31 protein-coding genes are annotated in these 26,210 nt (G+C 38.2%); 4 read left to right on the top strand and 27 right to left on the bottom strand.

Annotation, left to right across the window (positions count from 1 at the left end; all coding sequences use genetic code 11):
• Positions 1-13: 13 nt before the first annotated feature.
• From ESZ48_RS17255 to ESZ48_RS17170, 19 genes are all read right to left on the bottom strand, one after another.
• The gene (locus ESZ48_RS17255) at positions 14-628 is read right to left on the bottom strand and encodes an acyltransferase (protein WP_129018751.1); all 615 of its coding nucleotides are present in this window, start codon (positions 626-628) and stop codon (positions 14-16) included.
• A gap of 122 nt (positions 629-750) precedes the next feature.
• Entirely contained in the window at positions 751-1,503 is a 753-nt protein-coding gene (locus ESZ48_RS17250) for an enoyl-CoA hydratase/isomerase family protein (RefSeq protein ID WP_129018750.1), read from the bottom strand.
• A 44-nt stretch (positions 1,504-1,547) separates the two neighbouring features.
• Positions 1,548-1,697 carry a GIY-YIG nuclease family protein gene (locus ESZ48_RS19745; protein WP_317128000.1) on the bottom strand — a complete coding sequence of 50 codons (150 nt, stop codon included), beginning with the start codon at positions 1,695-1,697 and terminating at the stop codon, positions 1,548-1,550.
• A 45-nt stretch (positions 1,698-1,742) separates the two neighbouring features.
• Positions 1,743-1,844 carry a GIY-YIG nuclease family protein gene (locus ESZ48_RS19740; protein ID WP_317127999.1) on the bottom strand — a complete coding sequence of 34 codons (102 nt, stop codon included), beginning with the start codon at positions 1,842-1,844 and terminating at the stop codon, positions 1,743-1,745.
• Positions 1,845-1,917: 73 nt separating this feature from the next.
• The gene (paaZ, locus tag ESZ48_RS17240) at positions 1,918-4,416 is read right to left on the bottom strand and encodes a phenylacetic acid degradation bifunctional protein PaaZ (protein ID WP_129018749.1); all 2,499 of its coding nucleotides are present in this window, start codon (positions 4,414-4,416) and stop codon (positions 1,918-1,920) included.
• A gap of 248 nt (positions 4,417-4,664) precedes the next feature.
• Complete coding sequence (pcaF, locus tag ESZ48_RS17235) at positions 4,665-5,879, bottom strand: 3-oxoadipyl-CoA thiolase (RefSeq protein WP_129018748.1); 1,215 nt, start codon at positions 5,877-5,879, stop codon at positions 4,665-4,667.
• A 117-nt stretch (positions 5,880-5,996) separates the two neighbouring features.
• A complete protein-coding gene (gene ypfJ / locus ESZ48_RS17230; RefSeq protein WP_129018747.1) occupies positions 5,997-6,854 on the bottom strand; it encodes a KPN_02809 family neutral zinc metallopeptidase in 858 nt (285 codons plus the stop codon).
• A gap of 49 nt (positions 6,855-6,903) precedes the next feature.
• Complete coding sequence (locus ESZ48_RS17225; RefSeq protein WP_129018746.1) at positions 6,904-7,317, bottom strand: hotdog fold thioesterase; 414 nt, start codon at positions 7,315-7,317, stop codon at positions 6,904-6,906.
• 13 nt (positions 7,318-7,330) lie between these two features.
• Positions 7,331-7,720 carry a four helix bundle protein gene (locus ESZ48_RS17220; RefSeq protein WP_129018745.1) on the bottom strand — a complete coding sequence of 130 codons (390 nt, stop codon included), beginning with the start codon at positions 7,718-7,720 and terminating at the stop codon, positions 7,331-7,333.
• 68 nt (positions 7,721-7,788) lie between these two features.
• Positions 7,789-8,973, bottom strand: a complete 1,185-nt coding sequence (locus ESZ48_RS17215; RefSeq protein WP_129018744.1) for a 3-hydroxyacyl-CoA dehydrogenase NAD-binding domain-containing protein — start codon at positions 8,971-8,973, stop codon at positions 7,789-7,791.
• Positions 8,974-9,039: 66 nt separating this feature from the next.
• The gene (locus ESZ48_RS17210; protein ID WP_223266495.1) at positions 9,040-9,387 is read right to left on the bottom strand and encodes a four helix bundle protein; all 348 of its coding nucleotides are present in this window, start codon (positions 9,385-9,387) and stop codon (positions 9,040-9,042) included.
• A 65-nt stretch (positions 9,388-9,452) separates the two neighbouring features.
• Positions 9,453-10,235, bottom strand: coding sequence for an enoyl-CoA hydratase-related protein (locus ESZ48_RS17205; RefSeq protein WP_129018742.1), 783 nt, complete (start codon positions 10,233-10,235; stop codon positions 9,453-9,455).
• 53 nt (positions 10,236-10,288) lie between these two features.
• Positions 10,289-10,789 (bottom strand): 1,2-phenylacetyl-CoA epoxidase subunit PaaD, encoded by a 501-nt coding sequence (gene paaD, locus ESZ48_RS17200; protein WP_129018741.1) that lies wholly within the window; start codon positions 10,787-10,789, stop codon positions 10,289-10,291.
• An 86-nt stretch (positions 10,790-10,875) separates the two neighbouring features.
• Positions 10,876-11,628, bottom strand: coding sequence for a 1,2-phenylacetyl-CoA epoxidase subunit PaaC (gene paaC / locus ESZ48_RS17195; RefSeq protein ID WP_129018740.1), 753 nt, complete (start codon positions 11,626-11,628; stop codon positions 10,876-10,878).
• A gap of 80 nt (positions 11,629-11,708) precedes the next feature.
• Positions 11,709-12,065 (bottom strand): four helix bundle protein, encoded by a 357-nt coding sequence (locus ESZ48_RS17190; RefSeq protein WP_129018739.1) that lies wholly within the window; start codon positions 12,063-12,065, stop codon positions 11,709-11,711.
• Positions 12,066-12,105: 40 nt separating this feature from the next.
• A complete protein-coding gene (paaB, locus tag ESZ48_RS17185) occupies positions 12,106-12,393 on the bottom strand; it encodes a 1,2-phenylacetyl-CoA epoxidase subunit PaaB (protein WP_129018738.1) in 288 nt (95 codons plus the stop codon).
• A 92-nt stretch (positions 12,394-12,485) separates the two neighbouring features.
• On the bottom strand, positions 12,486-13,442 hold the full coding sequence (paaA, locus tag ESZ48_RS17180; RefSeq protein ID WP_129018737.1) for a 1,2-phenylacetyl-CoA epoxidase subunit PaaA: 957 nt from the start codon (positions 13,440-13,442) through the stop codon (positions 12,486-12,488).
• A gap of 178 nt (positions 13,443-13,620) precedes the next feature.
• Positions 13,621-14,694, bottom strand: a complete 1,074-nt coding sequence (paaE, locus tag ESZ48_RS17175; protein ID WP_129018736.1) for a 1,2-phenylacetyl-CoA epoxidase subunit PaaE — start codon at positions 14,692-14,694, stop codon at positions 13,621-13,623.
• A 154-nt stretch (positions 14,695-14,848) separates the two neighbouring features.
• Positions 14,849-15,421: a TetR/AcrR family transcriptional regulator gene (locus ESZ48_RS17170; protein ID WP_223266494.1), complete on the bottom strand. Its 573-nt coding sequence runs from the start codon at positions 15,419-15,421 to the stop codon at positions 14,849-14,851.
• A 75-nt stretch (positions 15,422-15,496) separates the two neighbouring features.
• On the opposite strand from ESZ48_RS17170, the gene ESZ48_RS17165 reads away from it, so the two are divergent.
• Positions 15,497-15,808, top strand: a complete 312-nt coding sequence (locus tag ESZ48_RS17165) for a rhodanese-like domain-containing protein (RefSeq protein ID WP_129018735.1) — start codon at positions 15,497-15,499, stop codon at positions 15,806-15,808.
• 71 nt (positions 15,809-15,879) lie between these two features.
• On the opposite strand, the gene ESZ48_RS17160 is transcribed toward ESZ48_RS17165, so the two are convergent.
• From ESZ48_RS17160 to gldB, 3 genes are read right to left on the bottom strand one after another with little or no spacing between them, the layout of a single operon-like run.
• Positions 15,880-16,491, bottom strand: a complete 612-nt coding sequence (locus ESZ48_RS17160) for a DUF4230 domain-containing protein (RefSeq protein WP_129018734.1) — start codon at positions 16,489-16,491, stop codon at positions 15,880-15,882.
• A 60-nt stretch (positions 16,492-16,551) separates the two neighbouring features.
• Positions 16,552-16,887 carry a gliding motility protein GldC gene (gene gldC / locus ESZ48_RS17155; RefSeq protein WP_129018733.1) on the bottom strand — a complete coding sequence of 112 codons (336 nt, stop codon included), beginning with the start codon at positions 16,885-16,887 and terminating at the stop codon, positions 16,552-16,554.
• On the bottom strand, positions 16,887-17,846 hold the full coding sequence (gene gldB, locus ESZ48_RS17150; RefSeq protein ID WP_129018732.1) for a gliding motility lipoprotein GldB: 960 nt from the start codon (positions 17,844-17,846) through the stop codon (positions 16,887-16,889). Before gldB ends, gldC begins: the two co-directional genes overlap by 1 nt.
• A 95-nt stretch (positions 17,847-17,941) precedes the next feature.
• Between gldB and nadE the strand changes: the two genes are divergently transcribed.
• The gene (gene nadE, locus ESZ48_RS17145) at positions 17,942-18,730 is read left to right on the top strand and encodes an NAD(+) synthase (protein ID WP_129018731.1); all 789 of its coding nucleotides are present in this window, start codon (positions 17,942-17,944) and stop codon (positions 18,728-18,730) included.
• Between the two features lie 152 nt (positions 18,731-18,882).
• Positions 18,883-19,512 (top strand): response regulator transcription factor, encoded by a 630-nt coding sequence (locus ESZ48_RS17140; RefSeq protein WP_129018730.1) that lies wholly within the window; start codon positions 18,883-18,885, stop codon positions 19,510-19,512.
• Here the strand turns inward: ESZ48_RS17140 and dnaG are convergent.
• Positions 19,509-21,476, bottom strand: a complete 1,968-nt coding sequence (gene dnaG, locus ESZ48_RS17135; RefSeq protein WP_129018729.1) for a DNA primase — start codon at positions 21,474-21,476, stop codon at positions 19,509-19,511. The genes ESZ48_RS17140 and dnaG overlap by 4 nt on opposite strands.
• Before the next feature lie 187 nt (positions 21,477-21,663).
• Here dnaG and ESZ48_RS17130 point away from each other — a divergent pair, with 187 nt between their 5' ends.
• Positions 21,664-22,323, top strand: a complete 660-nt coding sequence (locus ESZ48_RS17130) for a beta/alpha barrel domain-containing protein (RefSeq protein ID WP_129018728.1) — start codon at positions 21,664-21,666, stop codon at positions 22,321-22,323.
• 163 nt (positions 22,324-22,486) lie between these two features.
• Here the strand turns inward: ESZ48_RS17130 and ESZ48_RS17125 are convergent, their stop codons facing one another.
• The 4 genes from ESZ48_RS17125 to ESZ48_RS17110 all read right to left on the bottom strand — a co-directional run bounded on the left by ESZ48_RS17125 (position 22,487) and on the right by ESZ48_RS17110 (position 26,090).
• On the bottom strand, positions 22,487-23,551 hold the full coding sequence (locus ESZ48_RS17125; RefSeq protein WP_129018727.1) for a hypothetical protein: 1,065 nt from the start codon (positions 23,549-23,551) through the stop codon (positions 22,487-22,489).
• A 65-nt stretch (positions 23,552-23,616) separates the two neighbouring features.
• Positions 23,617-24,372 (bottom strand): hypothetical protein, encoded by a 756-nt coding sequence (locus ESZ48_RS17120; protein ID WP_129018726.1) that lies wholly within the window; start codon positions 24,370-24,372, stop codon positions 23,617-23,619.
• Positions 24,347-24,922, bottom strand: a complete 576-nt coding sequence (locus tag ESZ48_RS17115) for an RNA polymerase sigma factor (RefSeq protein ID WP_129018725.1) — start codon at positions 24,920-24,922, stop codon at positions 24,347-24,349. Before ESZ48_RS17115 ends, ESZ48_RS17120 begins: the two co-directional genes overlap by 26 nt.
• Positions 24,923-25,112: 190 nt before the next feature.
• Positions 25,113-26,090 carry a polyprenyl synthetase family protein gene (locus ESZ48_RS17110; RefSeq protein WP_129018724.1) on the bottom strand — a complete coding sequence of 326 codons (978 nt, stop codon included), beginning with the start codon at positions 26,088-26,090 and terminating at the stop codon, positions 25,113-25,115.
• Positions 26,091-26,210: the final 120 nt, after the last annotated feature.

Here is a 26,210-nt window from a genome sequence, read left to right as displayed (position 1 = left end):
TGTCGTTCTGCGTTTAATCAGAGGATTCCTGCTTGCGCAGAAAGTGTTCACGAAGTGTTTTATATACATCTTCCTGTATTTTCATATTCTTTGGAACTTCTCTTAAAGGTTCAACTTCTCTTAAACTCTCATGACAATCGGCTGGTAATTGCTGATAGAGTTGGGTGCCTTTAGTTTTCCAAGCGATCATCTCATCGCTTACTTGTTTAATTACTTTTGCCGGATTACCGACCACCAGACTTCGTTTTGGAATAATGGTTTCTGCTTTTATAAAACTCATAGCTCCAACGATACTTTCATCGCCTATGTCAGCATCATCCATAATCACTGAGTTCATCCCAATCAGGCAATTTCTACCCAAATTAGCGCCGTGAATTATGGCACCATGACCAACGTGCGCACTTTCTTTTAAGGTGATGGACTTACCCGGAAACATGTGTACCGTACAATTTTCTTGTACGTTGACACCATCCTCTAAGATAATTTGTCCCCAATCGCCACGAATAGCTGCGCCCGGACCGATATAACAATTCTTACCGATAATCACATTACCTGTGACCGCAGCTAAAGGATGTACGAAACTGCTTTCGTGAACAACGGGGGTGTAACCTTTGAATGAGTAGATCATAGTAATCCCCTTTTAATTTCCCCGAAGGGGAAAAACTGTTGTGTAATTATTCTAATGTTATTATACATCATATTTGAATTGGCATTACTCGCTCCTGCCCTTCGGGAAGGCCGGGATGGGATTTACTCATACTCCTTTAACTTCTCTTTCGTAAACTCTGAAAGAACCAATCGTCCACTTATCTTTGCACGTTGTAGCAATAGTTGGTCCCAGTCTTCGGTGCCTCTCCAAAACATGGTTTTCATTTCAGACATGGCTTTTGGGTTGTAACTGCACATGTTTTCTGCGAATGTTTTTATCGCGTCATCTAGTTCTTCAACTGTGTCGAATACGTGGGTATATAATCCTTTTTGCCTCGCCCATTCCGCTGTATAAAATGTGTTGGCGTCCATGGCAATCTGTGACATCCCGCTCAATCCCAATTTACGTTGAACTGCGGGACCAACCACAAACGGACCAATGCCAACATTGAGTTCACTTAGCTTAATTTCCGCATATTTGGTTGCCATACAATAGTCGGTGGCTGATGCCAATCCAACACCGCCACCAACAGTCTTCCCATGAATACGTCCGATGATGAATTTTGGACATTTTCGCATGGCATTGATGACGTTCGCGAAACCTGAAAAGAATATCTTCCCAGTTTCCTCATCGTTTATATCTACAAGTTCGTTGAAACTTGCGCCCGCGCAAAACGTTCTATCGCCTCCGCTTTGTAGGACTATAACTTTGATATGCTCGTCTTCACCTGCAGCATAAATAGTTCTTGCCAATTCTGACAATAGATTTCCTGGTAAGGAATTTTGCGCAGGATGGAAAAATTCAATATATCCTACTCCGTTTTTGTTTTTTAGTTTTACGTATTCTTCCATCACGCTTGCGTGTTCCCGTGAAAACGGAAAACTCTTTTAATTATTAATTATAAACTCTTGTATAAATCCAACCAATTTGGATTCATTTTTTCTATCAATTCAATTTTCCAAGCTCTATTCCATTTCTTCAATTGAATTTCTCTTAATTTTGCATCATCTTCTATGTTGTAATTCTCAAAATATACGAGTTTATCCAAATTATATCTCGCTGAAAAAGTACTTGGATGAACTTTGTTTTTATGCTAATATATTCTCTTCTTTAATCGTTTCGATTCTCCTATGTACAATACGCCATTTGGTTTATTCGTAATAATATAAACGCTCCATGTTATATTTATTTCCATAAAAACAGAAAATCATTAATTAGGCCTATATTTAAGGGACACCCGATTTCTCGGGTGCTTTGAGCAGTTTGGGCTACAAAAGCCCAAACTGTTCAAAGTGATGGTTAAGGTGCTTTCTTTCCAACAAATAAGATTCATATTTGTTCAATTCACCAAAAACCAAGTTTTTCAATTTTGCTTCTGGATGCTCCTTAAAAAACTCCAAATACTTTTCTCTTTGCTCTTGGAACTTTTGTTTCGCAGTCTCTAAATCTGGATATTTTAAAGCTTCCAACTTATCTTTTTCGAGCAACGGGAAATATGTATTTCTTGGAAACTTATCATAGGTATAAAGACTTGCGTGAACCTTTTCTAATATCTTTTCTGGTGTTGCCACTTCAAAATCCTGTATCTCACCTGAAGCAATTTTATAAGTGTATTCCAAGTGTTCCAACATATGTTGTGGCGTCATGATTCCCCATTTTGGTTTCATGCCTGGAGTTAGCTTTGAAAGAAGCTCTTGAATTTTATTATCGGTCAATTCAACAAATACTTCTTGTTTCTTTTGAACCATGGTTAAAATTGTAGCGACGGCCACCAATTCATCTTCCGCATCAAAAACCTCAACAAACCATTTGACAATTCCACTTGGATGTTCTGCGGAAGCGACATCTCTATCCACTTTTTGCTTACAGGTCAATCGCACATAAATTGTATCGTTATGATATAATGGGCGTAAGAATCGACAGTCCTCCAATCCATAATTAGCAGCTACAGGGCCTTTATTTGGATACACGAACAATCCAGCGGCCGCTGCGATGATAAAATAGCCATGGGCAGTTCGCTTCTCAAAAATGCTCCCGTCTAAGGAAGTGATATCTGTATGCGCGTAAAAGTGATCCCATGTGAGATTGGAGAAATTGATTATATCCGTATCCGTAAGTGTCCGTTTGTGGGTTTTTAACGACATTCCAGGTTGAATGTCTTCCCAATGGTATTTAAACGGATGCTGATCGGCTTCTTTATATTTTGCGTTGGCTTGATAAATTCCGGTAATTTCCGTCAGTGTTGTTGGTGAGCCTTGAATTGCGGTTCGTTGTAAGTAATGCTTAATACCTCTCACGCCTCCCATTTCTTCGCCTCCTCCTGCACGTCCTGGACCTCCGTGCACTAAGTTTGGCAATGGTGAACCATGACCTGTGCTTTCCTTTGCCATTTCTCGATTGATGACTAAAATCCGTCCGTGGTGACTTGCAGCATTAACGACATATTCTTTGGCAATTTTATCGTCAAATGTTGCAATAGAAGATACTAAAGAACCTTTCCCCATTTGCGCCAAGGTAATAGCTTCATCTATATTTTTATAGGGCATGATGGTACTTACTGGACCAAAAGCTTCGGTTTCGTGAACTGATAAATTTTTAAATGGATGGTCTTCGCGAAGCAAAATCGGACTTAAAAACGCTCCTTTTTTGGCATCGGCACCAATGGTTTCTATTTTATCCAAATCGCCATAAACGATGCTGGCAGTTTTAGCCAATTCCTCAACTCGATTTCTAACTTCTAAAACCTGATCTTTACTTATCAAAGCGCCCATTCTGACTTCTTTAAGTCTTGGATCGCCAATAGTGACTTTGTCCAAGGCTTTTCCTAAGGCAATCTGAACATCTTCGACCAGATCTTGCGGTACAATAATTCTACGGATTGCCGTACATTTCTGTCCGCATTTGACCGTCATTTCATTCCTGACTTCTTTGATAAACAAATCAAATTCTGGTGTTCCCGGAACAGCATCTTCACCTAAAACAGAAGCGTTTAAAGAATCTGCTTCCATATTAAATGGGACGGATTCTTCAATAATACGTTTATGCGATTTTAAGAGGCGACCAGTGGTTGCAGATCCCGTGAAAGTCACCACATCTTGAGATTGGACCGTATCTAAAATTGTTCTTGCTGATCCTGTAATTAATTGTAATGCGCCTTCTGGTAAAATGCGTGATGCTATAATTTCACGCACCACAGCTTCCGTTAAAAACGAGCCATTTGTTGCAGGTTTCACCACTGCAGGAACGCCTGCCATCCAATTTGATGCGCATTTCTCCAGCATGCCCCATACCGGAAAATTAAAGGCGTTGATATGAACAGCCACCCCACGTTTTGGTACCATAATATGATGTGCCATAAAGCGTCCACCGCGTGATAAATCGATAGGCTCTCCTTCGACGTGATAGGATTGGTTAGGGAATAATTTTCTTAAGGACGCATTGGCAAAAAGATTACCAAATCCACCTTCAATATCAATCCAACTATCCACTCTGGTCGCGCCAGTTCTATAACTCAATTCGTAAAAAGCCTCTTTCCTTTTGGTAAGATATAATGCGAGACTTTTCAACATGTTCCCACGTTCTTGAAAGGTCATTTTACGAAGCACTTCGCCGCCTTTGGTTCTTCCATAGTGAAGAATTTCGGCAAAATCCAGTCCTTGAGTATCTGAAAGAGCTACGACTTCGCCTGTTATGGCATCAAACATCGGCACTCCTTCTCCTTTACCTTCTATCCATTGTCCTGTGACGTAATTTTGTATTTTTTTCATCCTATCCCAACCCTTTCCAAAGGCAAGGGCTTTTTATTAATTAAACTTCTAATCCTAATTCATTCCTGCATAAACCTCACAGGTTTTTGAAACCTTTGAGGTCTGCGTTAGCGATTACTCATTCATTCTTATTTGATAATTAAGAAATCGTGAATGCTCCGCATTTGAGCGGTCTGTTTGAGCTCTCCCACCCTTTCGTTGGGAAGCGAGTAGTGAAAGGGCGACCCTTTTCGGGTAACGCCCAAATACTACAAATTCACATTTTCAATTATTGCCGCATAACCTTGTCCAACCCCAATACACATGGTAACCAAGGCATATCGTTTTCTTGTTTCTTGCAACTCTAAAGCAGCAGAATAGGCTACTCGTGTTCCCGTTACACCGAGCGGATGACCAATGGCAATGGCACCTCCGTTAGGGTTCAATCTTGGATCGTCATCTGCCAATCCCCAAGCTCTTGTGCATGCCAAAGCTTGTGCTGCGAAGGCTTCGTTGAGCTCGATGATGTCCATATCGTCCATGGTCAGTCCTGCTTTTTCCAATGCTTTATTAGAGGCTTCCACTGGACCGATCCCCATAATTCTTGGTTCGACACCAACCACTGCTGAACTTACAATTCTTGCCAATGGTTTTAAATTGTATTTTTTTACAGCTGCTTCAGAAGCAATAATTGTTGCCGCTGCTCCATCATTCAATCCTGAGGAATTTCCAGCGGTGACGCTTCCTCCTTCAGCTTTGAATGCCCCGCGCAATTTCCCTAAAACCTCTAAAGAGGTATTCGGTTTTACAAATTCATCTTTTGAAAACAGAATGGGATCTTTCTTTCGTTGTGGAATTTCAACAGTCATAATTTCTTTTGACAATCTTCCATTTTCCTGCGCTTTTGCCGCTTTCATCTGACTCCAATAGGCAAACTTATCTTGATCTTCTCGAGAGATCTTATATTTCTCCACGAGATTTTCTGCAGTTTGCCCCATACCATCGGTTCCATATAATTTTTCCATTTTCGGATTGACAAAGCGCCATCCAAAACTCGAATCGTACATTTTAGCATCGGTTCCAAATGCACTGGATGGTTTGGCAACTACATATGGTCCACGGGTCATATGCTCCACACCTCCAGCAATAAAAACGTCACCATCATCAGCTTTTATGGCGCGATTAGCGTGAATAATTGCGGATAATCCCGAGCTGCATAAGCGGTTGACCGTTTCACCTGGAACGGTAAATGGCAATCCTGCTAAAAGTAAAGCCATACGCGCCACATTTCGGTTGTCCTCGCCCGCTTGATTAGCACAACCTAAAATGACATCGTCATACGCCTCTTTTGGAATGTTCGGATTTCGTTTGACAATTTCTTCTATGACCAAAGCTGCTAAATCATCTGATCTTACTGCAGATAAAGTGCCTTGATAACTTCCTATAGGCGTTCTGATTCCGTCTATGATATATGCTTCTTTCATTCCTATCCCTAACCCTTTCCGAAGGAAAGGGAACTTGTTTAGTTATTATTTAAAAATATTATCTTTCAAAACTACAAGGTTTTGGAAGCCTTGCAGGTTCAATTATTAATCGTTTGTTTAATTCAATAATTCCGAAAACGTATCGCCTTGTCTGATATCGCCAGATTTATAGCCTTTCATAAACCAATGCATGCGTTGTTCAGAGGTTCCATGGGTAAAGCTATCTGGTTGCACACTGCCTTGCGTTCTTTTTTGAATGGCATCATCACCAACTGCATTAGCAGCACTTAAGGCTTCTTCAATATCCCCTTCTTCCAAATACTCTTTGTTATAGTATGCCCAAACACCTGCATAAAAGTCGGCTTGAAGTTCTTGTGCTACCGAAAGTTGATTGGCTTGTGCTGTACTGGATTGTTGTTGCATCTGCCTTACTTTTTGAGACGTCCCAAGCACGGTTTGAATATGATGACCAATTTCGTGAGCGGTTACATATGCCATGGCAAAATCACCACCCTTTGCTCCAAATCGAGATTGCAGCTCATCAAAAAAAGCTAAATCCATATATACTTTCTGATCTGCAGGACAATAGAACGGTCCTGAAGCTGCGCTTGCATTTCCACACCCTGTTCTGACAGCGTCCGTGAACAATACCATTCCTGGTTTGTCATACTTTCCAAGGTTATTTTCACTGAAAATTTGATTCCAGGTATCTTCCGTACTTGCTAGAATTCTTTTAAAAAGAACACCTGACTCCTTTTCTCGTTCGGTCAATTCGCGCTGTTCAGTCGGCTGTGAACTTGACTGTGTTACACCTTCAAGAATTGGTGCCAATACTTGTCCGGTATCACCACCAAACATTTGTAGCAAAACTACTACAACTGCAATTAAGCCACCACCAGCAGCCATTTTCCCTTTATTGGACATTCCGCGTCGGTCTTCCAAATTACCACTTTCTCTTCTACCTTGCCATTTCATATTTTTTAGTGTTTAAAATTATTAGTTATTAAATTTAAAACATTCTTTTTTAATTTTCCCAATCTTTATTGGTTCTATATACAACTCCTTTAAAAAGAGCTACTAATTCCTCGCCTCGTTTTACCTCGATAATATTGAATCCTAATTTATTTTTCACTTTCTCAATTACGGATTCCGCCACTATATAATCACCTTCATTTAAAGCTTCAATGTGATTGATGCTCGTTTCAATGGAAACCGCATATTTACCATGCGTATTTGCTGCAAAACCGAAAGCGGTATCTGCCAATGAATAACTGATGCCGCCGTGGGCCTTTCCCATGCTATTTAGCATATCTTTTCTGATGGTCATCCCAACTTTACAACGACCAATCTCGCATTCTAAAATTTCAATGCCGAGGTAGGTGCTGTAGGCGTCGAGTGAGAGCATTTTGTAGGGGATGAGGTTTCCTTTTAAAGGCATTTGGAATTAGGGATTAGGGATTAGTTATTTTTGCGTTTCTTTCTAAAATCTTATTTCTTAAGGAAGACATCATTTTCGTCAATTCTGAAATCAACTTTCTATTTTCTTCATCTTCATCAAAATCAATATATTGTCTTCGTTTAGCTTTCGTACTGCAACTAACACACTCATTCGCGCTATAAATAGCATAATTTATGTGCTTAACAAATTGTGCATCAGAACCGGGATAGCCTTCTGCAATATTCAACGCAATTGAATCAGCTGCTCTTCTGAACTGTGATGATAATGCATACAATTCGTATGCTGGAAATTTTTTCACTATTGCATCCACAACTTCCCCAAAGTCCATCGCCTTTTGATAAACTTGTAAATCTTCAAACTTAAAATGAAATTCACTTTTCATACTAATTCCAAATGCCTAATACCTAATCCCATTATGACTCCAAAAATGATCTCTATGGCTCTGCCTTGTCATACCTCAAACCTCAAACCACCTATATTCATCCTCCTCAACAACGGGCTACACCGATATCTATCCTCATGATATTCATTATATAATTCATCCATTTTTGAAACGCACCAATCGATTCCTTTTTCATTTGCCCACGCTAATAATCCTTTTGGGTAGTTGACCCCTTTGGTCATAGCCTCATCAATAGCTTCCGCGGTTGCGATATTCCAGAACAAAGCATCGACAGCTTCGTTGATAAGCATGACGAGAACACGATCGAATATGTGTTGCGATAGTTTTTTATCATGAGAGTCCTTCTCCCGATAGTAATCGCGTTCAGGAATGATTATACCACCACTTTTATCATAGTTATAATACCCTTTACCTGATTTTCTGCCCAAATAACCAGCTTCAGCCAAACGTTTTTGGGTAAAGGCTGGCTTGTATCTCGGGTCGAAATAAAAAGCAGTAAAAACAGTTTCTGTTACTGTATAATTAACATCATTTCCTATGAAATCCATTAATTCGAAAGGCCCCATTTTGAAACCCCCTAAAGTTTTCAGGCTTTCATCTATGGTTATAAAATCGGCAATACCTTCTTCGTATATTCTTAAGGCTTCACCATAAAAAGGTCTTGCCACCCGATTGACTATAAATCCAGGCGTGTCTTTTGCAACGGCAACAATTTTTTTCCAATCGGATATGATTTTCACAGATTTCTCCAAAACTTCTTTTGAGGTTTGAATGGCTGGAATCACTTCTACTAGTTGCATCAATGGCGCTGGATTGAAAAAATGAATTCCTATACAACGTTCTGGCCTTTTTAAGGAGGCTGCAATGGAAGCAATCGAAAGACTTGACGTATTGGAGGCAATGATACAGTGTTCTGAAACATAGGTTTCCAATTCTGAAAACACCTTTTTCTTGATGTCCAGGTTTTCAACAATCGCTTCAATGGTCAAATCGGAGTCTGATAGGTCTTTTAAATCATCGACGTAGGAAATGTTGCTTTGGATTCGGATCTTTTCGTCACCGTCAATGCGATCTTTTTCAATCAATCGTGATAATATTTTATCCAAAGCTGCTTTTGCCTTGTCCAATGCGGATTGATTGGTGTCGAATAATTTTACTTTGCAACCCGCTGTAGCAGCTACTTGTGCGATGCCGCTTCCCATGGTTCCTGAGCCGATAATTCCTATTTTCATGAATAACGAATATTGAATTTTGAATACCGAATATCGAAGTTTAGTTTAGTCATACTATTCATATATTTAGCTTTTGTTCTTATTTTGTGATGTGCGAATACTTGAAACGAAAATCGCAATTAGTTCATTATTTTCTTTCATTAACAGATCCAATCGTTCAATGTCTTTTATTAAATCTGCCCCTTTTTGAATCTTGAGATTGACTAAGGACTCTCTCAATTCTTTTAGGCATAACCTCATTTTATGAAGAAAATCTTTCGCAGACTCAGCACTTTGCGCTTCTCCGTAATTAAGAGCGGCGGAAGTTGCTGAACGAATTAACTGTTTTGACAAATGTTGTGAGGCGAAACTACCGTCAATTTTCCCACAGATTAAAATAACATCCACAGCAAACTGAATTAGACGTTCTTCCAAATCATACTTATAAATTGCCATTTTAAACTTCGTTATTCATTATTAATCAGTTCGATATTCGATATTCATTTACCTTTAAACTCCGGTTTTCTTTTTTCAACAAATGCCGCAACTCCTTCCGTATAATCTTCTGTTTGTGCTGCTGCGATTTGAAATTTAGATTCCAATGCTAACTGAGCTTCCAAATCGTTGGTCATAGATTCATTGAATAATTCCTTGATCATTCCTAATGCTTTTGTGGGCATATTGGCAAGTTTCAATGCCAACTGATTGACATCTTCTTCGAAACTTTCTAACGGCAGAACTTTATAAATCATGCCCATTTTTTCAGCTTCTGCTGCGGATACTTTATCGCCAAGCATAGCCAATGCCAATGCTTTTTGAAATCCGATAAGTCTTGGCAAGAAGAAAGTTCCTGCACTATCTGGCACCAAACCAATGAGGCTAAATGCCTGTATAAAACTGACCTTTTCATGAGCAACTACTATATCGCAAGCCAAAGCAATATTTGCTCCTGCTCCAGCGGCTACGCCGTTGATGGCACCAATGATTGGTTTTTTAATCGAGCGGATTCTTGTGATTATCGGATTATAATGTTCTTCCAAGATTTTCTTAAAACCTGGATTTAATTCTGGAGATGTCACTTCTTTTAAATCTTGACCCGCACAGAATGCCTTTCCGTTTCCAGTCAAAACGATGGCGCGAACTGCATCATTTTTTTCACAAGCATCAAGTGTGTCCTGTAACCGTAACGCCATTTCGCGATTAAAACTATTGAACACCTCTGGGCGGTTGAGCGTGATATACGCAATCTTGTTTTCTATTTTTAATAAGATACTTTCGTTCATTCTTTCTATTCAAAAACCTACAAGGTTTTGAAAACCTTGCAGGTTATTATATTCTACTTAAGACATTTAAAATAATCAAACGGCTCCAAACAGTCATCGCACTGAAACTGTGCTTTACATGCTGTTGAACCAAACTGGCTCACCATTTTTGTGTTTGTTGAACCACATTGTGGACATTTTACAAGGCGTTTCCCGTGTAGTAAAACATCTTTGTCGGCTTCGACTCCCAAAGGCGCTGCAATGCCATAATCTTCCAATGCTTTCCTGCCTCTTGGTGTTATCCAATCGGTGGTCCAAGCTGGGGATAAAATCAACTCTACTTCCGACTTATATCCCGCATCTTTTAAAGCTTTTTTTATATCGTCACCAATGACATCCATGGCAGGGCATCCACTATATGTTGGAGTGATTTGAACTTTTACAATGCTATTTTCAAAAACAGCAGAACGCACCACACCCATATCCATAATAGAGAGGACTGGGATTTCCGGGTCGGAAACTTGCTCCAATATTGGAATTAAAATGTCATCGATATGTTGTTCTGTTGTAATCATTAGAGATTTCATTATCTAAGAGATTCCTGCTTTCGCCGGAATATATTGCTTCACTTTCATGAGATTCCTGCCTTCGCAGGAATTGGTTACCATTCCATATTAGGGTAAGTGCGCTGCATGTATTGCAATTCTGATAGCAAAAAACCCATATGTTCTGTATGAATCCCCATTTTCCCTCCTTTTTGGAAATATTTAGATTCTGGAATAGTTAAGGTTGATTCTTCTAAAATCGTATTTACTTTTTCGTAATAAGCTTCTTTTAATTTGGTGACATCTACGCCAATGCCTTCTGAAACCATGGCTTTATCAGCTTCGGTTTGATGGAACAATTCATCGGTATAGGTCCATAAATCGTTAATTGCTGCTTGCATTCGGTTTTGACTTTCTTCAGTGCCGTCGCCTAAACGTCTGATCCAATCCGATGAGAAACGCTGATGGTATCTTACCTCTTTAATGCATTTTGTAGCGATTGCCGCCAAGGTCATATCCTTACTTTTTTTTAATTCTGTCAAGAATAATAAGTGATATACATCAAATAAAAAATGGCGAGCCATGGTATAAGCAAAATCGGTGTTGGGTTGTTCTACCAAAAGCACGTTGACATACTCACGTTCTTTACGAAGCATGGCAATATCATCCTCTGTACGCCCATCACCTGCAATTTTGGCCGCGTATTGGTAATAACTACGCACCTGCCCAAATAAATCTAAAGAAATATTGGTACAGGCGATATCGGTTTCCAAACTCGGTCCGTGGCCGCAGAGTTCACCCATGCGTTGACCGAGGATTAGGGAGTTGTCGGCGATGCCGAGGATGTAATTGTATAGGGACTTTTTCATCTCTTAAATTGAAATTGAAGTCGAAAATGAAATTGAAAGGCTGAAATTCATAATTTCATCTCTTCTATTACAATTCGATCTCAAGTTTGTTTTATATTCTTAATTCTTGTTACCATTATTCGAATCAATTGCTCATTTTCATCTTTTAATGGTGTTAAATTTTCATTTGAAAATAGTTTTGCTTTTGTCTGAATATTAAGATTTCTGTGACACTCTCTTAATTCTTTTAAACAAATTCGCAACTTGTTTATTTTATCTTTGTCCGTGCCAGCACCTAAAACTTCTCCATAATTCAAAGCTGAAGAACACGAAGAACGAATGAGTTGTTTAGCCAAATAATCACCAGCATAAGACAACGGCTTTTTATCATATAACAAAATGATAGTTGCTGCAAAGTCTTCTAACCGATCACTCAAATCAAATTTATTCTCACTCATTTTTTCAATTTGAATTTCAATTTCAACTTCAGCTTATACGCTACATATATTTCACCTCATCAGGTAACTCATAAAAAGTGGGATGGCGATATACTTTATCTTTTGCTGGTTCAAACATTTCGCCATTGTGTTCCGGATTGGATGCGGTGATGTTTTTGGATTCCACGACCCAAATGCTGACGCCCTCATTTCTTCGGGTGTAAACATCGCGCGCATTCTCAAGTGCCATGTCGGCATCTGCTGCGTGCAGACTTCCAAAATGACGATGCTCCAAGCCGTTTTTGCTTCTTACGAAGACTTCCCAAAGTGGCCATTGTTTAGTTGACATAATTTTATGAATTAAATTGAAATCGAGTTTGAAATCAAATTCGAAGTTAATTGGTCTTCAATTTCAAATTCATCCTCAATTTCAAGTTCTTATTATACTGCTTCTTTTTCTTTTCTTTCGGCTTTCTTTTCTGCGTGCGCCATGGCTGCATCTCGCACCCATTCGCCGCGTTCCCATGCACCAACTCTGGCTTTCATTCGCTCCTTATTCATTGGGCCATGACCTTTGACCACTTGCCAAAACTCATCCCAATCGATTTCTCCAAAGTCATAACTTCCACGTTCTTCGTTCCATTTTAAATCGGCGTCAGGAATGGTCAATCCTATTAAATCTGCTTGTGGAACGGTTTGATCAATGAATTGCTGACGTAATTCGTCATTGGATTTACGTTTCAGTTTCCATTTCATGGATTGTTCGGTATGGACAGATTCGGCATCTGTTGGTCCCAACATCATTAAACTTGGCCACCACCATCGGTTTAAAGCATCCTGTGCCATTTCTTTTTGTTCAGGTGTGCCATTTGCCAACTTGATCATGATTTCATAACCTTGCCGCTGATGAAAGCTTTCTTCCTTACAAACCCTTACCATAGCTCTTGCATAAGGACCAAAAGAAGTGCTACATAATGGCACTTGATTGATGATAGCTGCGCCATCGACCAACCATCCAATAGCACCCATATCGGCCCAAGTAACGGTAGGATAGTTGAAAATACTTGAGTATTTTGCCTTTCCAGTATGCAATTGCTCATACATTTCTTCACGTGTAATACCTAAAGTTTCTGTTGCAGAATAGAGATACAGGCCATGACCTGCTTCGTCCTGGACTTTTGCCAACAAAGCTACTTTTCGTCTTAAAGAAGGTGCTCTGGTAATCCAATTCCCTTCTGGAAGCATCCCTACGACTTCTGAATGCGCATGCTGTGACATCTGACGAATATGCGTCTGACGGTACTTTTCTGGCATCCAATCCTTCGGTTCGATTTTTTCGTCTCTTGCGATACGTTCTTCGAATTGCTTTTCTAAATTTCTTATTTGCTCTTCACTCATAAGCCTCACCCCAGCCCTCTCCGAAGGAGAGGGAGCTTATAGGGACTTTGATTTTAAGTTTTTATATTTAATACCAACTAAACATTCAAAATCTAATTGGTATAACGCCATTTTTGCGTCTTATTTTTTTTCTTATTTAAACCTACAAGGTTTTAGAAACCTTGCAGGTTAATGCCTGCTACACATCAAAATCGACCACAACTTTATCGCTTGTTGGGACGGCTTGACAACTCAATACATAATTCTGTGCCACTTCCTTATCGGCGAGTGCGTAATTCTTTTTCATTTTGACCGAACCTTCTATGACTTGACATTTGCAGGTACTACAAACGCCACCTTTACAGGCAAAAGGCAAATCGGCTCCAGCAGCCAATGCACCATCAAGAATGGTATCAAAATCATCATCCATAATGAAATGGAATTCTTTTCCGCCATCAATAATGGTCACACGTGTGCCATCAATTCTTTGTTCAAGGACTTCTGCAATATGTTTATTCTCTTCTTCAGAACTGCCTGTAAAAAACAATTCGAAATGAATATTATCCTTAGGCATTCCTGCAGCTTGTAACTCATCGCGAATCAAGTAAATCATATCTTGTGGTCCGCAGATGAACGCATGTTGCGTATCTGGAATATCAATAAAGGTTTTGGTCAGCACTGCTAATTTCTCCTTGTCAAATCGTCCGTTCAAAAACGGAATATCGCGCTGTTCTTTTGTTAAAAAATAAAATACTTGAAACCTTTCAAAGAACTCATTTTTAAGCTGTTCGATTTCTTCTTTAAAGATAATGGATTTTACGGTTCGGTTCAAGTAAAACAACTTAAAGGTGCTGTTTGGCTCCTGATGTAAGTGTGTCTTAATTATGGATAACAATGGTGTAATACCACTTCCTGCCGCAAATGCGATGTAATTGTTACGCGCCGAAACATCCACATCAACCGTAAATTCACCGTGTGGCACCATCACTTCCAGAGTGTCCCCTTTTTTTAATTCGTTAAAGGCATAATTTGAAAAGACTCCGTCCCGTATGGTTTTGACAGCGACTTTCCATTCGCCATCCAACGGACTTGAACACAACGAATAATTCCGTCGGATGTCCTCGCCATTTAACTCCTTACGCAAAGTCAAATGTTGACCTTGTCGGTATTTGAATTTTTCCTTTAGCTCATCAGGAACATCAAAAGCAATGACTACGCAATCTTTTGTTTCCTTGTAAATATCTGCCACTTTGAGGTTGTGGAATTCTGCCATAATCCTATCCCTAACCCTTTCCAAAGGAAAGGGAATTTTTGTTTTATTAAATTCAGTTTAACTACAAATACCTAATCTCGAGGATAGGAAAACTTGCAGACATCAAACTAACACTTGTTAGTTTGAGTGACAAATTTACAAAATTAATTGTAAACTATTTGTTAATTCCGTTGATGAGAACGTCGCTCAAGTTTTGAGCCAAGGCTTTTGCATTAATTTCTTCTTTTCGAGGGATCCATAAATACAAGGAGCGAAGTGTTGAAAGTATTGAAAACATCACTACTTCAGGATTTGTATCGACAATTTCATTTGAAGAAATACCGCTCTTGATAATCGATACAAAATCTTTCTCATAGCGCTCTCGTAATCCCAAATAATACTCGAGTTGACCTTCCAAATGCATCCAATCATTGTTGAGGGACGCCATTCCGTATGGGTTCTTTGTTGTAATATCGACGTGAAGTGCAACAATCAGATTTAACTTTTCGATAGCCGTTTGATCGGATTTTTTAATGATATCCATGCCTTGTGTGAATTCTTCAGCCAAAGAAATGATGATGGCTTTGAGGATTTCTTGCTTGGAGTTGATGTGATTGTAAAGACTTGCCGCTTTCATGCCCATAGCCGTTGCCAAATCTCGCATGGTCACCGCACTATAGCCCTTTTCTTTAAAAAGTTTTGTGGCTGTGTTTATAATTTCGTCTCTACGTGTGCCTTCGGTATTCACGATTCAAAGTTTAAAATTCAAAGTGTATGGCTCAAAATTTGTCCAATATTTTGTAAATTTAAACAAAAGAAAACTATGGGAATTTTCGATTTTATATTCGGTATCAAAAAAAGGCAAATAAATGACCTTTTAGAAAAAGGCGCTATCATTTTGGATGTGAGGACTCAAAGGGAATGGGATAATGGTCATATTAAAAATTCAAAACACATTCCATTGGATGAGTTAAAAAATCGGGTTGGGGAACTCAAGAAATTAAACAAACCAGTAATTACATGTTGTGCCAGTGGTGCACGCTCAGCAAAGGCAGCTGAATATTTAAATTTGAATAATATTATCGCCACAAATGGTGGTGGTTGGCTGAGTTTGAAGAGCAAGATTCCCTCCTAATCTCCCACCTGAATCCTCCTGAAGGGTGGACTTTTAATTCGTGTTGGCTTAAAAAAATGATCGATTAAAACTTACAGTTTGATATTCTGCAAATCATCAGAAGACTTGATGTTGTTGCCTTCATATTGAAGTGTCCAACCTAAAGAACTGGTCAGGATATAGAATTTCGACAATTCGCTGATCAAGCGATTTTCCGCATTGCTTTTTAAGTTGGAAGCTTCAATCTTCTTCATCAACTGCGCTCTTACTTTATCTTTGATTTTATTATAATCTTCCGCTTTAAATGGATTTAAATAGTCAGCCGTGATATCATAATACTCAAAATCTGGACTGATATTGATCTCTTCTTTTGGAATGCTTAAAATTCTGAGTGTTTTGGAGGCTTCATCCAATTCGTATTCAATCAGGCTTAAATCGTAGGACACGGTCACATCTGCATTAACCACTACCAGTGCTTTCTTTTCGACATTGACAAGGTTGGCAAAAATGGCTTTTGAGTTCTTATAGGTGAACACCTGACTGAAATGTCCTTCAGTCACTACCAACTTGCTGACGTTCCTAATCTGTTCTTGAATTAGTGCAGAATTTTCCTGTAGAATCGTTTTGTCCTTATCATTAAAAATATAGCGATAGCCGAACATGACGACCATCACTAAAATTAAAACGTACAGGAGTTTGCGCATTGTTTATTTGTTATTTATATAAACCTTCCAGGTTTTGTAAACCTTGCAGGTTAATAGATCTTACTTATTGAGTTCTAACTTTTCGGCAAAATAATCGCAGAAATCCTTCATGGTTGCGGACATTTTTTCATCTTCAGTGGCGCGATGAAAGGTGTTGCTCATTTCGACCAAGGTTTGATGGAAAAAAATCTTCATTTCATCCACTGGCATATCTTTCGTCCAAAGGTCGATACGCAAAGTTTCTTGTGCTTCACTATCCCAAACAGATAGCATCATGGCTTTAGCTTCTTCATTATTGATTCCACCATCTGGTGCCGTCCAACTTAGTTTTTCAGGCACACGATTTTCATCCAATTCAACGTGCAATTCGATGGTTGATTTTATGGTTTTAGACATTATTTACGTGGTTTAAATTTAGATTTATTAAAAATTTCGTCAGCGTCCATTCGTAACATCTCCAAAAATGGAACATCATTGTTCTTCATATAAGATCTTACGATTTCCCAACCTAAGTACTGACCTATTTTATCTGGAGACTCACTGTCCAGTTCCAAATAAAATTTAGAAAACGGTGCATCAGCAATAAATCGACCAGCCAAACTATTGTCCGTACTGAACAACAATTCCCGCTCGATAAAATAGCGCCAAATTTCACTTTCATTTGCTTTAGCCCATTCTATTTGCTCTTCAGAATAGCCGATTTTTTCAGCATCCGATTTAAATGGAATCATTTTATCCTTAAAATATAATTGTTTTCCAAAATAGATCATATCATCCAAAAGGGTTTTTGGTTTATTTTGAAAAATATAACCCTCTGAATAGTTTGCTGCCAAATCGCTTACAATTTGAGAGCGCTTCATATTTAAGGTCAAAAACCTTTGGATACCTTCGTAAAAGTGGTGATCAGAACCTAAATAAGTGTCTAAGGAAATCAACACAATTGTATCGGTTACAATCGTTTTATTTCTGTAATCCACATCAGAAGTTACCGTAATCACTCTTGGTACTTTAAAGGTTTTATCATAATATTTCAAATGTTGAAAAAGTGATTCGATCTCCTCATAAACATCATCAAAATTGGAAAATGTTCTTTTAACTTCGTTTGACAGTTCTTGTTGAAGTGAATCATTAATCCGCTCAATCCAGATAGAATCATTGATACGCTCCGAAAACAAAAAAGGATAGGCCTTTTTCAACTCAGGTAAGTCTTCAGATTTAGCATTTGCGAAATCCAAATCAAAACGCTCCACTCTAAAGTCGATATCAACTTTAGAAATTTCACTTTCTATCTGATTATTTTCTTTACAAGCGTTAAAAACAAACAGTAGAATTAACAAAAAACCAACATTCTTCATAGAATTATTATAACCTCTTTAATTTTTATTACTTAGGCGATTACTTTATTTTTGTGGTACAAAGGTAGTATTCTTTGTGTTAAATCCTCCAAAAAATGCAAACTGAAAAAGTTATTGACCACATCGTAAATTGGTTAAAAGATTATGCCAACAATGCCAAAGTAAATGGTTTTGTAATTGGTATTTCAGGCGGAATTGATTCGGCTGTCACTTCCATCCTATGTGCCAAAACCGGACTGGAGGTATTGTGCATTGAAATGCCAATCCATCAGCCAAAAAGCCACGTATCAAGAGGACAAGAGCATATAAAACAATTAAAGAAGGATTTTCCTAACGTGAAGAACTCATTAGTGGATCTCACTCCTGTTTTTGATCAATTTAAAGCTGAAGTTTCCATAATTGAAAAGCAAGCTACCGTTGACATGGCGCTTGCGAACACAAGGGCAAGATTAAGAATGACCACACTGTATTATTACGCTGGATTACATGGTTTATTGGTAGCGGGTACTGGCAATAAAATCGAGGATTTCGGCATTGGATTCTATACAAAATATGGCGATGGTGGTGTAGATTTGAACCCCATTGCCGATTTAATGAAGTCTGAAATTTATGACCTTGCCAAGGTATTGGGTGTTTCCAATTCTATTATTAAAGCTGCGCCAAGTGATGGATTGTTTGGTGATGAAAGAAGTGATGAAACCCAGATTGGCGCATCCTATCCTGAGCTGGAATGGGCAATGACAATGAAAGAAAACGGAAACACAGCCAAGGATTTTGAAGGCAGAAAACGCGAGGTTTTTGAACTCTTTTCAAAACTTAACCGGAATAACCAACATAAAATGATTCCAATTCCGATATGCGAAATACCTAAAAGCTTAAAATAATCTGACTTTTTTTTCGTGCAATTCACTGAATGTTGTCAAAACCAACTGAGTTTCATGTTTTTTTTCTTACATTTACGTAGCAAATCTCCACAATCTAAAACTTACCTTCTTAAGTGTATAGACTAACTTAATTAACTAACAAACAATAAATTATGATTAAGGTATTGGTTGTAGACTACCATCCCATTGTAAGAAAAGGCTTAAAACTGCTTTTTGAATCAGATCCAGAAATTGAAGTGGTCGGAACTGTAGGTACAGGCATCGAAATCTTTGAATTTATAAGACGCTATCCCGTAGATGTGATCATTTCTGAAATTGATCTTCCCGAACTTAATGGCATCACCGCATTAAGAGCCATTAAAAAAGAACACGAAAATTTAAGAGTGATCATGTTCAGTTATCACCCTGAAGAAATCTATGCCATCAGCAGTATAAAGGCTGGAGCATCTGGATATCTTTCAAAAACGGTCGACACAAAAACCATTAGGGACGCCATCATTAAGGTACATAACGGCGGTATATATTTGAGTGCCAATATGGAGAAACATTTGCACTTTGATGACACCCGCAATACGAAAAGCAAACTTTACAAACGCTTATCCACAAGGGAAGTTGAAGTTTTGAAATTGCTGTCTACGGGTAAGAAAAACAAAGAAATTGCTTTGGAACTCGATATCAACGAAAAAACGGTCAGTACCTATAAAGCTCGACTTTTCAAGAAATTGAATGTCACCAATTTAGTAGATCTGATCCATCAAGCGCAGCATATGGGCACCGTTTAAATTTTACTGCCAACTACTTTCCCCAATTTTTTGGATAAGAGGGTTTTTAATCTAAGATAATCTCGGACGTCTTCCAGGATTCCCATGCTATTGTTTTGGGGCTGGGCTATTTCCATTTTGTATTCCATCACCTTTTGGTCGATTAAAAAGCACCTTAAACTCAAGATTGTTTGAGTGACTAATTGTGAAATGGATTTATCTTTGTCTTTCGGAATAATATGGTTACGCTCCCAATCGTGTAGGCTATAACGTTCATCATTCATCAAAATAGAAGTGACCTCATTGGCCATTTTCTGATCCAGTTTGTTAATGAAATCTTTCAATTGAAACTCTTTAGACTGATGAAGCGCCTCAATAATCACATAATAAAGATTTTGAAATTGCTCATCAGAAAACTGCATTTCATCTTCCTGTAAATCCAGATAAATTTTCTCAAACACTTTTGCCTGATGGATTACCGGTTCCATTTTTAAGTCGCCAGCATCGTCTTCTTTCATAACCAAGTCTTCAAATTCTTCTGTTTCATTGCCATAAAGCAATAAAATTTCGATGATTTTCTGCTCCAATATATATTGGTGATTCACTTTTTTGGCAGGCTGTTCTGAGCGGACTACCTCAAAAGCCGTTTGCTCCGTTCTGTGCTGTCTACTGGCTTCTTGGGTTTCCTTTTTACCAATTTGCGCCAAGGTACTAAACAAAACTGCCTCACTAATGTCCATAATATTGGAACATTCTTTTACATAGATCTCCCGTTTTATTGGATCAGGAATCTTAGAAATACTATTGACAATTTCCCGAATGGTATCTGCCTTTTTTATAGGGTCATTTTTGGCATCTTCAACCAACAAAGACGCTTTAAACTGAATAAAATCTTTCGCATGATCCTCAAGATAAGTGGCCAGCTCTTCAGGGGTATTTTGTCTCGCAAAACTATCCGGATCGGCACCGTTTGGAAAGGAACATACTTTAACATTCATGCCTTGTTCCAAAATCAAATCAATCCCTCTAACCGCCGCTCTAATACCTGCTGCATCACCATCAAAAAGAACGGTGATGTTTTTGGTCAACCGATTGATCAAACGAATCTGTTCTGGTGACAACGCAGTTCCTGAGGATGACACCACATTCTTAACACCCGATTGGTGGAACTGGATGACGTCGGTATAACCTTCTACCAAAAAGCAATTGTCTTCTTTGGCGATGGATTGTTTGGCATGAAACAAACCATACAGAATTTTACTTTTATGGTAGACATCACTTTCTGGAGAATTCAGATATTTTGCAGCCTTTTTATCGGCACCCAAAATTCGACCTCCAAAACCCAATATTCTTCCACTCATACTGTGGATGGGGAACATGACCCGACCCTTAAACCGATCAAAACGCTTCTCTTCTTTGACAATGGTCAATCCAGTCTTTTCAAGAAACTCCAATTGATAGCCTTTCTTCAAGGCTTCGTCAGTAAAGCCCTGCCATTCATCTAAGGAGTACCCCAAACTGAAGGTGTTGATGGTATCCATAGTAAATCCGCGTTCCTTGAAATAACTCAGTCCAATCGATTTTCCTTGATCTGTTTTATGGAGTGTTCTTTGAAAATAGGTATTGGCAAACTCATTGACCAAATAGAGGCTTTCCCGCTCATTGGCAACTTCCTTTTGCTCATTGGTCTGCTCAGTTTTCTCAATCTCAATATTGTATTTTCTGGCGAGGTACTTAAGAGCTTCAGGATAGGTAAAATGCTCGTGTTCCATAAGAAAAGTCACCGCATTTCCGCCTTTACCACTACTAAAATCCTTCCAGATCTGCTTTACGGGACTTACCATAAAACTTGGTGAACGTTCATCGCTAAACGGACTCAGTCCTTTGAAATTACTCCCGGATTTTTTAAGATTGACGAAATCGCCAATCACCTCCTCAACCCGGGCGGTTTCAAATATTTGGTCTATAGTGGATCTTGAAATCAAAGTTGTAGATGTAATTTTTTGTAAAAATACTATAAAGAAATTAAATAAAAGGTTAATGTTACGTTTTGGGGTGTTCGGGAATTAGTCGATATTCGTTTATGCTCTGATTAGCATATGCGCCCCGAGTTTACCCAAGCTAATACTATTTAAAACATTCTGGTTGGGACTAACAATTAAATTTAAACCTATGAGAAAAATACCGCGTTTTACAAGTAGATTACGAACTAACATCGTAGAAGTGCCAGAAATCATTAATACATGTTCAGGAATTCAAGTTTTTGGACAGCTATTAAAATCTTTTTTATTCAGCACTGATGTGGCTATTATCCGCAATACAAACGCGAACGCCATTATTGCAGTTTATCCATTTACACCACAACCTTTAATCTCGCATTCCCTAATTTTAGCAGCAGACAAGCCTATATTTTGTGGTGTAGGTGGCGGCATTACTACAGGAAACCGGTCGATTGACCTTGCCATAGACGCAGAATTTCAAGGGGCATTGGGAGTCGTATTAAACAAACCAACGCCTAATGATTTGATAAAAAAATTAAAAGATAAAATAGATATCCCTATAGTCATCACGGTAGTTTCCGAAAAGGACGATATCAAGGGACGTATTTTGGCCGGTGTGGATATTTTTAATGTTTCAGGTGCTGAAAAAACTGCAGATATTATCAAAAAAATACGAGACATTGATAATGATGTGGCCATTATAGCTACTAGCGGTAAAACCGACGACACGATTCAGCTAGCAATTGAATCGGGCGCAAATGCCATTTCTTATACCCCACCAACTACCGCAGAATTATTTAAAGATATTATGATAAAATATAGGAACGAATAAATCAGCATTTTCAAAATTGGAGCGAACATTAATTAAGCAAAAAACATCAAAAAAAGAGTTTGAATAGATAAGACCAAAGTTGCTCAAAATGAAAAAAGGCATTGAAGAACTTCAATACCTCTTTTGACTAACACAAATTTATTAAGTTCTATTTACCAGACTTTTATTGGAAATCCCAACGTAACCCCAATGACACATTATTCTGAGCAATAGCTTGATCTTTGAATAAATCGTTGAGATTATATTTAGCGTAAATACTAAAATCACCAACACCAATGTATCCACTTACACCATAAACAAGATTGGTGGTATTGTAATCTGATTTAAATTTATCCTTTTGATTATTTCCATTTTCTTTATATTTCAGTTTTTGCTTTGTCGCTAAGTTGACTCCTGCAAATCCACCTAGACCTATTTTGAATTGTTTATGGGTTTGATATCTAATACGGTCATTAAAACCCAGTAGCTTTGATGGACCAAACTCAAAATGAACTGGAACAACTAAACTGGTGGTTCTGAATTTGGATTTTTTCAAATTCAAATGGAAGGTTTCCAAGGTGGTTTCGTCGCCGTTCGCAACAAAGTATTGGTTGTCTTTTATAGATAATTTATTCCATTGAAAGGACAGCCCATAATTGACCCTTACGAAATTCGAGTTCTTTAAAAGTCTGGTTTTCCATAGCCAACCCAACTCCACAAACCCAGAACCCCCCAATTGATAAGGTGAATCGTCTAAACTTTCACCATCAATTATGGTGTTATTGAAGCCGATGGCAAATAGCAATTGATTGCTAGTTCTAATGTCATATTTAGGCGGCTCGTTCTTACTTTTAATATACAATCCCTTTTTCTTTCCAATGGAGATAATAACTTCATTTTCCGGAGATTGTGTAGATGGATAATAGCCGGGATTACGTGTAATAAGTTCAATCTGGCTGTCAATAATAGCGATACGATTTTCGATGTTCAAAGCTCTTTTTTTAGCCATCTCTTGTTTTAAAACCTCGGCTTCCACTTGGGTAATTTCTTTGTTTTCAAGACGTTGATTAATCGTCTCTACTTCAGTTTTTAGAAATGCTTTTTCCTCTTGGGTAATAACTTCTTTATACTCCTGTAAACTTTCAATTTTTAATTGACTTTTTGTTTTCTGGAGCGTGTCCTGAGCATGTGATGTGCCTGTAATTAAGCATAAGGAGATCAGCACAACGAGTTTTGTGATTGTGTTCATAATGTTCGATTTTTGATTGATGATTAATTTTGACTGTTGGGATTCCTGCCTTCGCAGGAATTGGTTTAATTATTTCGTTCCGCAACTGCAGTTTTTACGGTTTCATAACTATTTTTCAAAGCTTCAAAGATTTTATTTCTGAATGATTGCTGCAAATCAGCTTCAACATCCTGTAACAGCGCATTTGCATCTACAATTAAGGTACCGCCCTGTGTCATGGTTTGATACCTAATTTCCTTCTGAGCCTGGACTAACAACGCATCAATATCAGCATCTGTTATCGTTTGACCCTTACTTTTTAAATCCTGAATTTGAGCAACAATTTCCGTGACTTTTTTATCTTCTAAAATTTCATTTTGAAGATTTGTATCTAATGGCTCAATTATTTCTTTCTCGATTTTAGCAACGGAACTGTTCTGCTTTATTGTTGGCGTTAAATCGTTCTGTTTTTTTACAAGCTCTTTATTAGTGGTGGTTTTATCGATTTGCTCTGGACTTTCATCAGCTTGTTGAGCTTCTGCTATTTGTATTTCCACTGGCAATTTCTCCATCGGAATGAGTTGATCATCTATCTGTTCTTGTGTATCTACTATAACTGGGGCTTGAATCTCGTTTCCATTCCCGTTAAAAAAAACAGTCGCCGTAAATAGTATCGCTGCAACACTTGCTGCCATACCCATCCACCAATAGATTTTTTTACTCTTGTTTCTGTCGGAGGCATCCAGTTTACTTGCCAAGGCATCCCATGATTTATGAGTGGGCTTAATCGTTCTTTTCTCAAGCGTTTCCTTTATATTATCTTCCCATTTCATCTGTTCCATTATTTACAATGTTAGACATGTTAATCTTTTGTTGCAAAAGTTGACGCGCTTTAAACAATTGCGATTTTGAGGTACCTTCATTGATGTTCAGCAAGTTTGCGATTTCATGATGTTTGTAGCCTTCAATGGCATACATGACAAAAACCATTTTATAACCTTCAGGCAATGCGTCAATATGCTGTTGGATCTCATTCACTTCAATTGCCGTTTCAATGTTATTGGTTTGCTGATGATCCATATCAAAGGTTTCTACTGAAAACTCAATCTTCTTTTCTTGCCTTAAAAATGAGATGGCTTCCCTGACCATGATTCTTCTGAGCCAACCTTCAAAACTACCTTCATTTTTAAAGTTCTTTAAGTTGACAAAAGCTTTGAAAAATCCGTTGAGCATGACCTCTTCCGCTTTTTGAATATCCTTTACATAATATCTACAAATACTCAACATTTTTGGCGCATGCACTTCATAAAGCACATGTTGCGCCTCACGATTGTTTTTTGCTGCTTTTTTTATGAGCTCGATATTGTTGTTATGTAATTGAATGACTTTCAAAAATTGGTTCTATTAGGTCTTCTATTTATAAAGACGCAAAAATCAAGTAAAAGGTTGCCTAAGCGAGTTGTTTTTTTATTGAATTATTTAAAAACAAATCGAACATGACTGATTTTAAGTAGGTTATAGCGATGAATTAAATATTTTTTATTTTGAAAAAGTGAAGTACTTCGCAATTCAAGCTCAAAACCTATTTCTTCCTGTCAATCACATAATTGACCATGAGTAGCAAAGACGATTTAAATTGTGATTCCGGATAAGCATTTAAAAGTAATAACGCTTCGTCCTGAAATTCAAGCATTTTAGAAACAGCATACTCCAATCCGCCTTTGCTTTTCACAAATGCAATAACTTCTTTAACACGCTTTCTGTCTTTATTGTGGTTTTTGACCGAATTGATCAACCAAGACTTTTCTTTTTTTGTAGAATTATTAATGGCATAAATAAGTGGGAGGGTCATTTTACGTTCCTTAATATCAATACCAGTAGGCTTTCCGATGGCTTCATTGCCATAGTCGAATAGATCATCTTTAATTTGAAATGCCATCCCGATGAGTTCACCAAATTTGCGCATGGTTTCCACATCCGGAGCGTTAGGCTTTACAGAAGCCGCACCAAGACTACAACAGGCAGCTATGAGCGTCGCAGTTTTTTGTCGAATGATTTCGTAGTAAACATCTTCGGTGATGTCCAATTGACGTGCTTTTTCAATTTGCAGCAACTCACCTTCGCTCATTTCCCTGACGGCTACGGAAATTATTTTAAGCAAATCAAAATCGTTATTATCAATGGAAAGCAGTAAACCTTTAGACAATAGATAATCGCCAATAAGCACGGCAATTTTGTTTTTCCATAAGGCATTGACGGAGAAGAAACCACGCCTTCTGTTACTATCGTCTACCACATCATCATGTACCAAGGTGGCTGTATGAATCAACTCTATGACTGCAGCACCTCTGTAGGTCCGTTCGCTGACATTGCCATTATTGACCATTTTAGCGACAAGAAACACAAACATTGGTCGCATTTGCTTGCCTTTTCTATTGACGATAAAGGTGGTAATTCTATTTAAAAGCGCCACTTTAGAAGACATGGAAAGTAGGAACTTTTGTTCGAAAAGTTCCATTTCATAGGCAATGGGCTGCTTTATTTGTTCGTCAATTTTCAAATGGAGGTCGTCATGCGGATTTCTATAACAAACGTACTAAAAATGGGAATGATATACTATCTAAAATTTCAGAAAGCTGAATTTTATGTGATAATTTCAACATATAAAATAGGAATAAGC

This window comes from Gelidibacter gilvus, assembly GCF_004115975.1.
Taxonomy (GTDB): Bacteria; Bacteroidota; Bacteroidia; order Flavobacteriales; family Flavobacteriaceae; genus Gelidibacter; species Gelidibacter gilvus.
The sequence above is the reverse complement of the archived record's forward strand: the minus strand, read 5'-3'. Positions and strand labels throughout refer to the sequence as shown.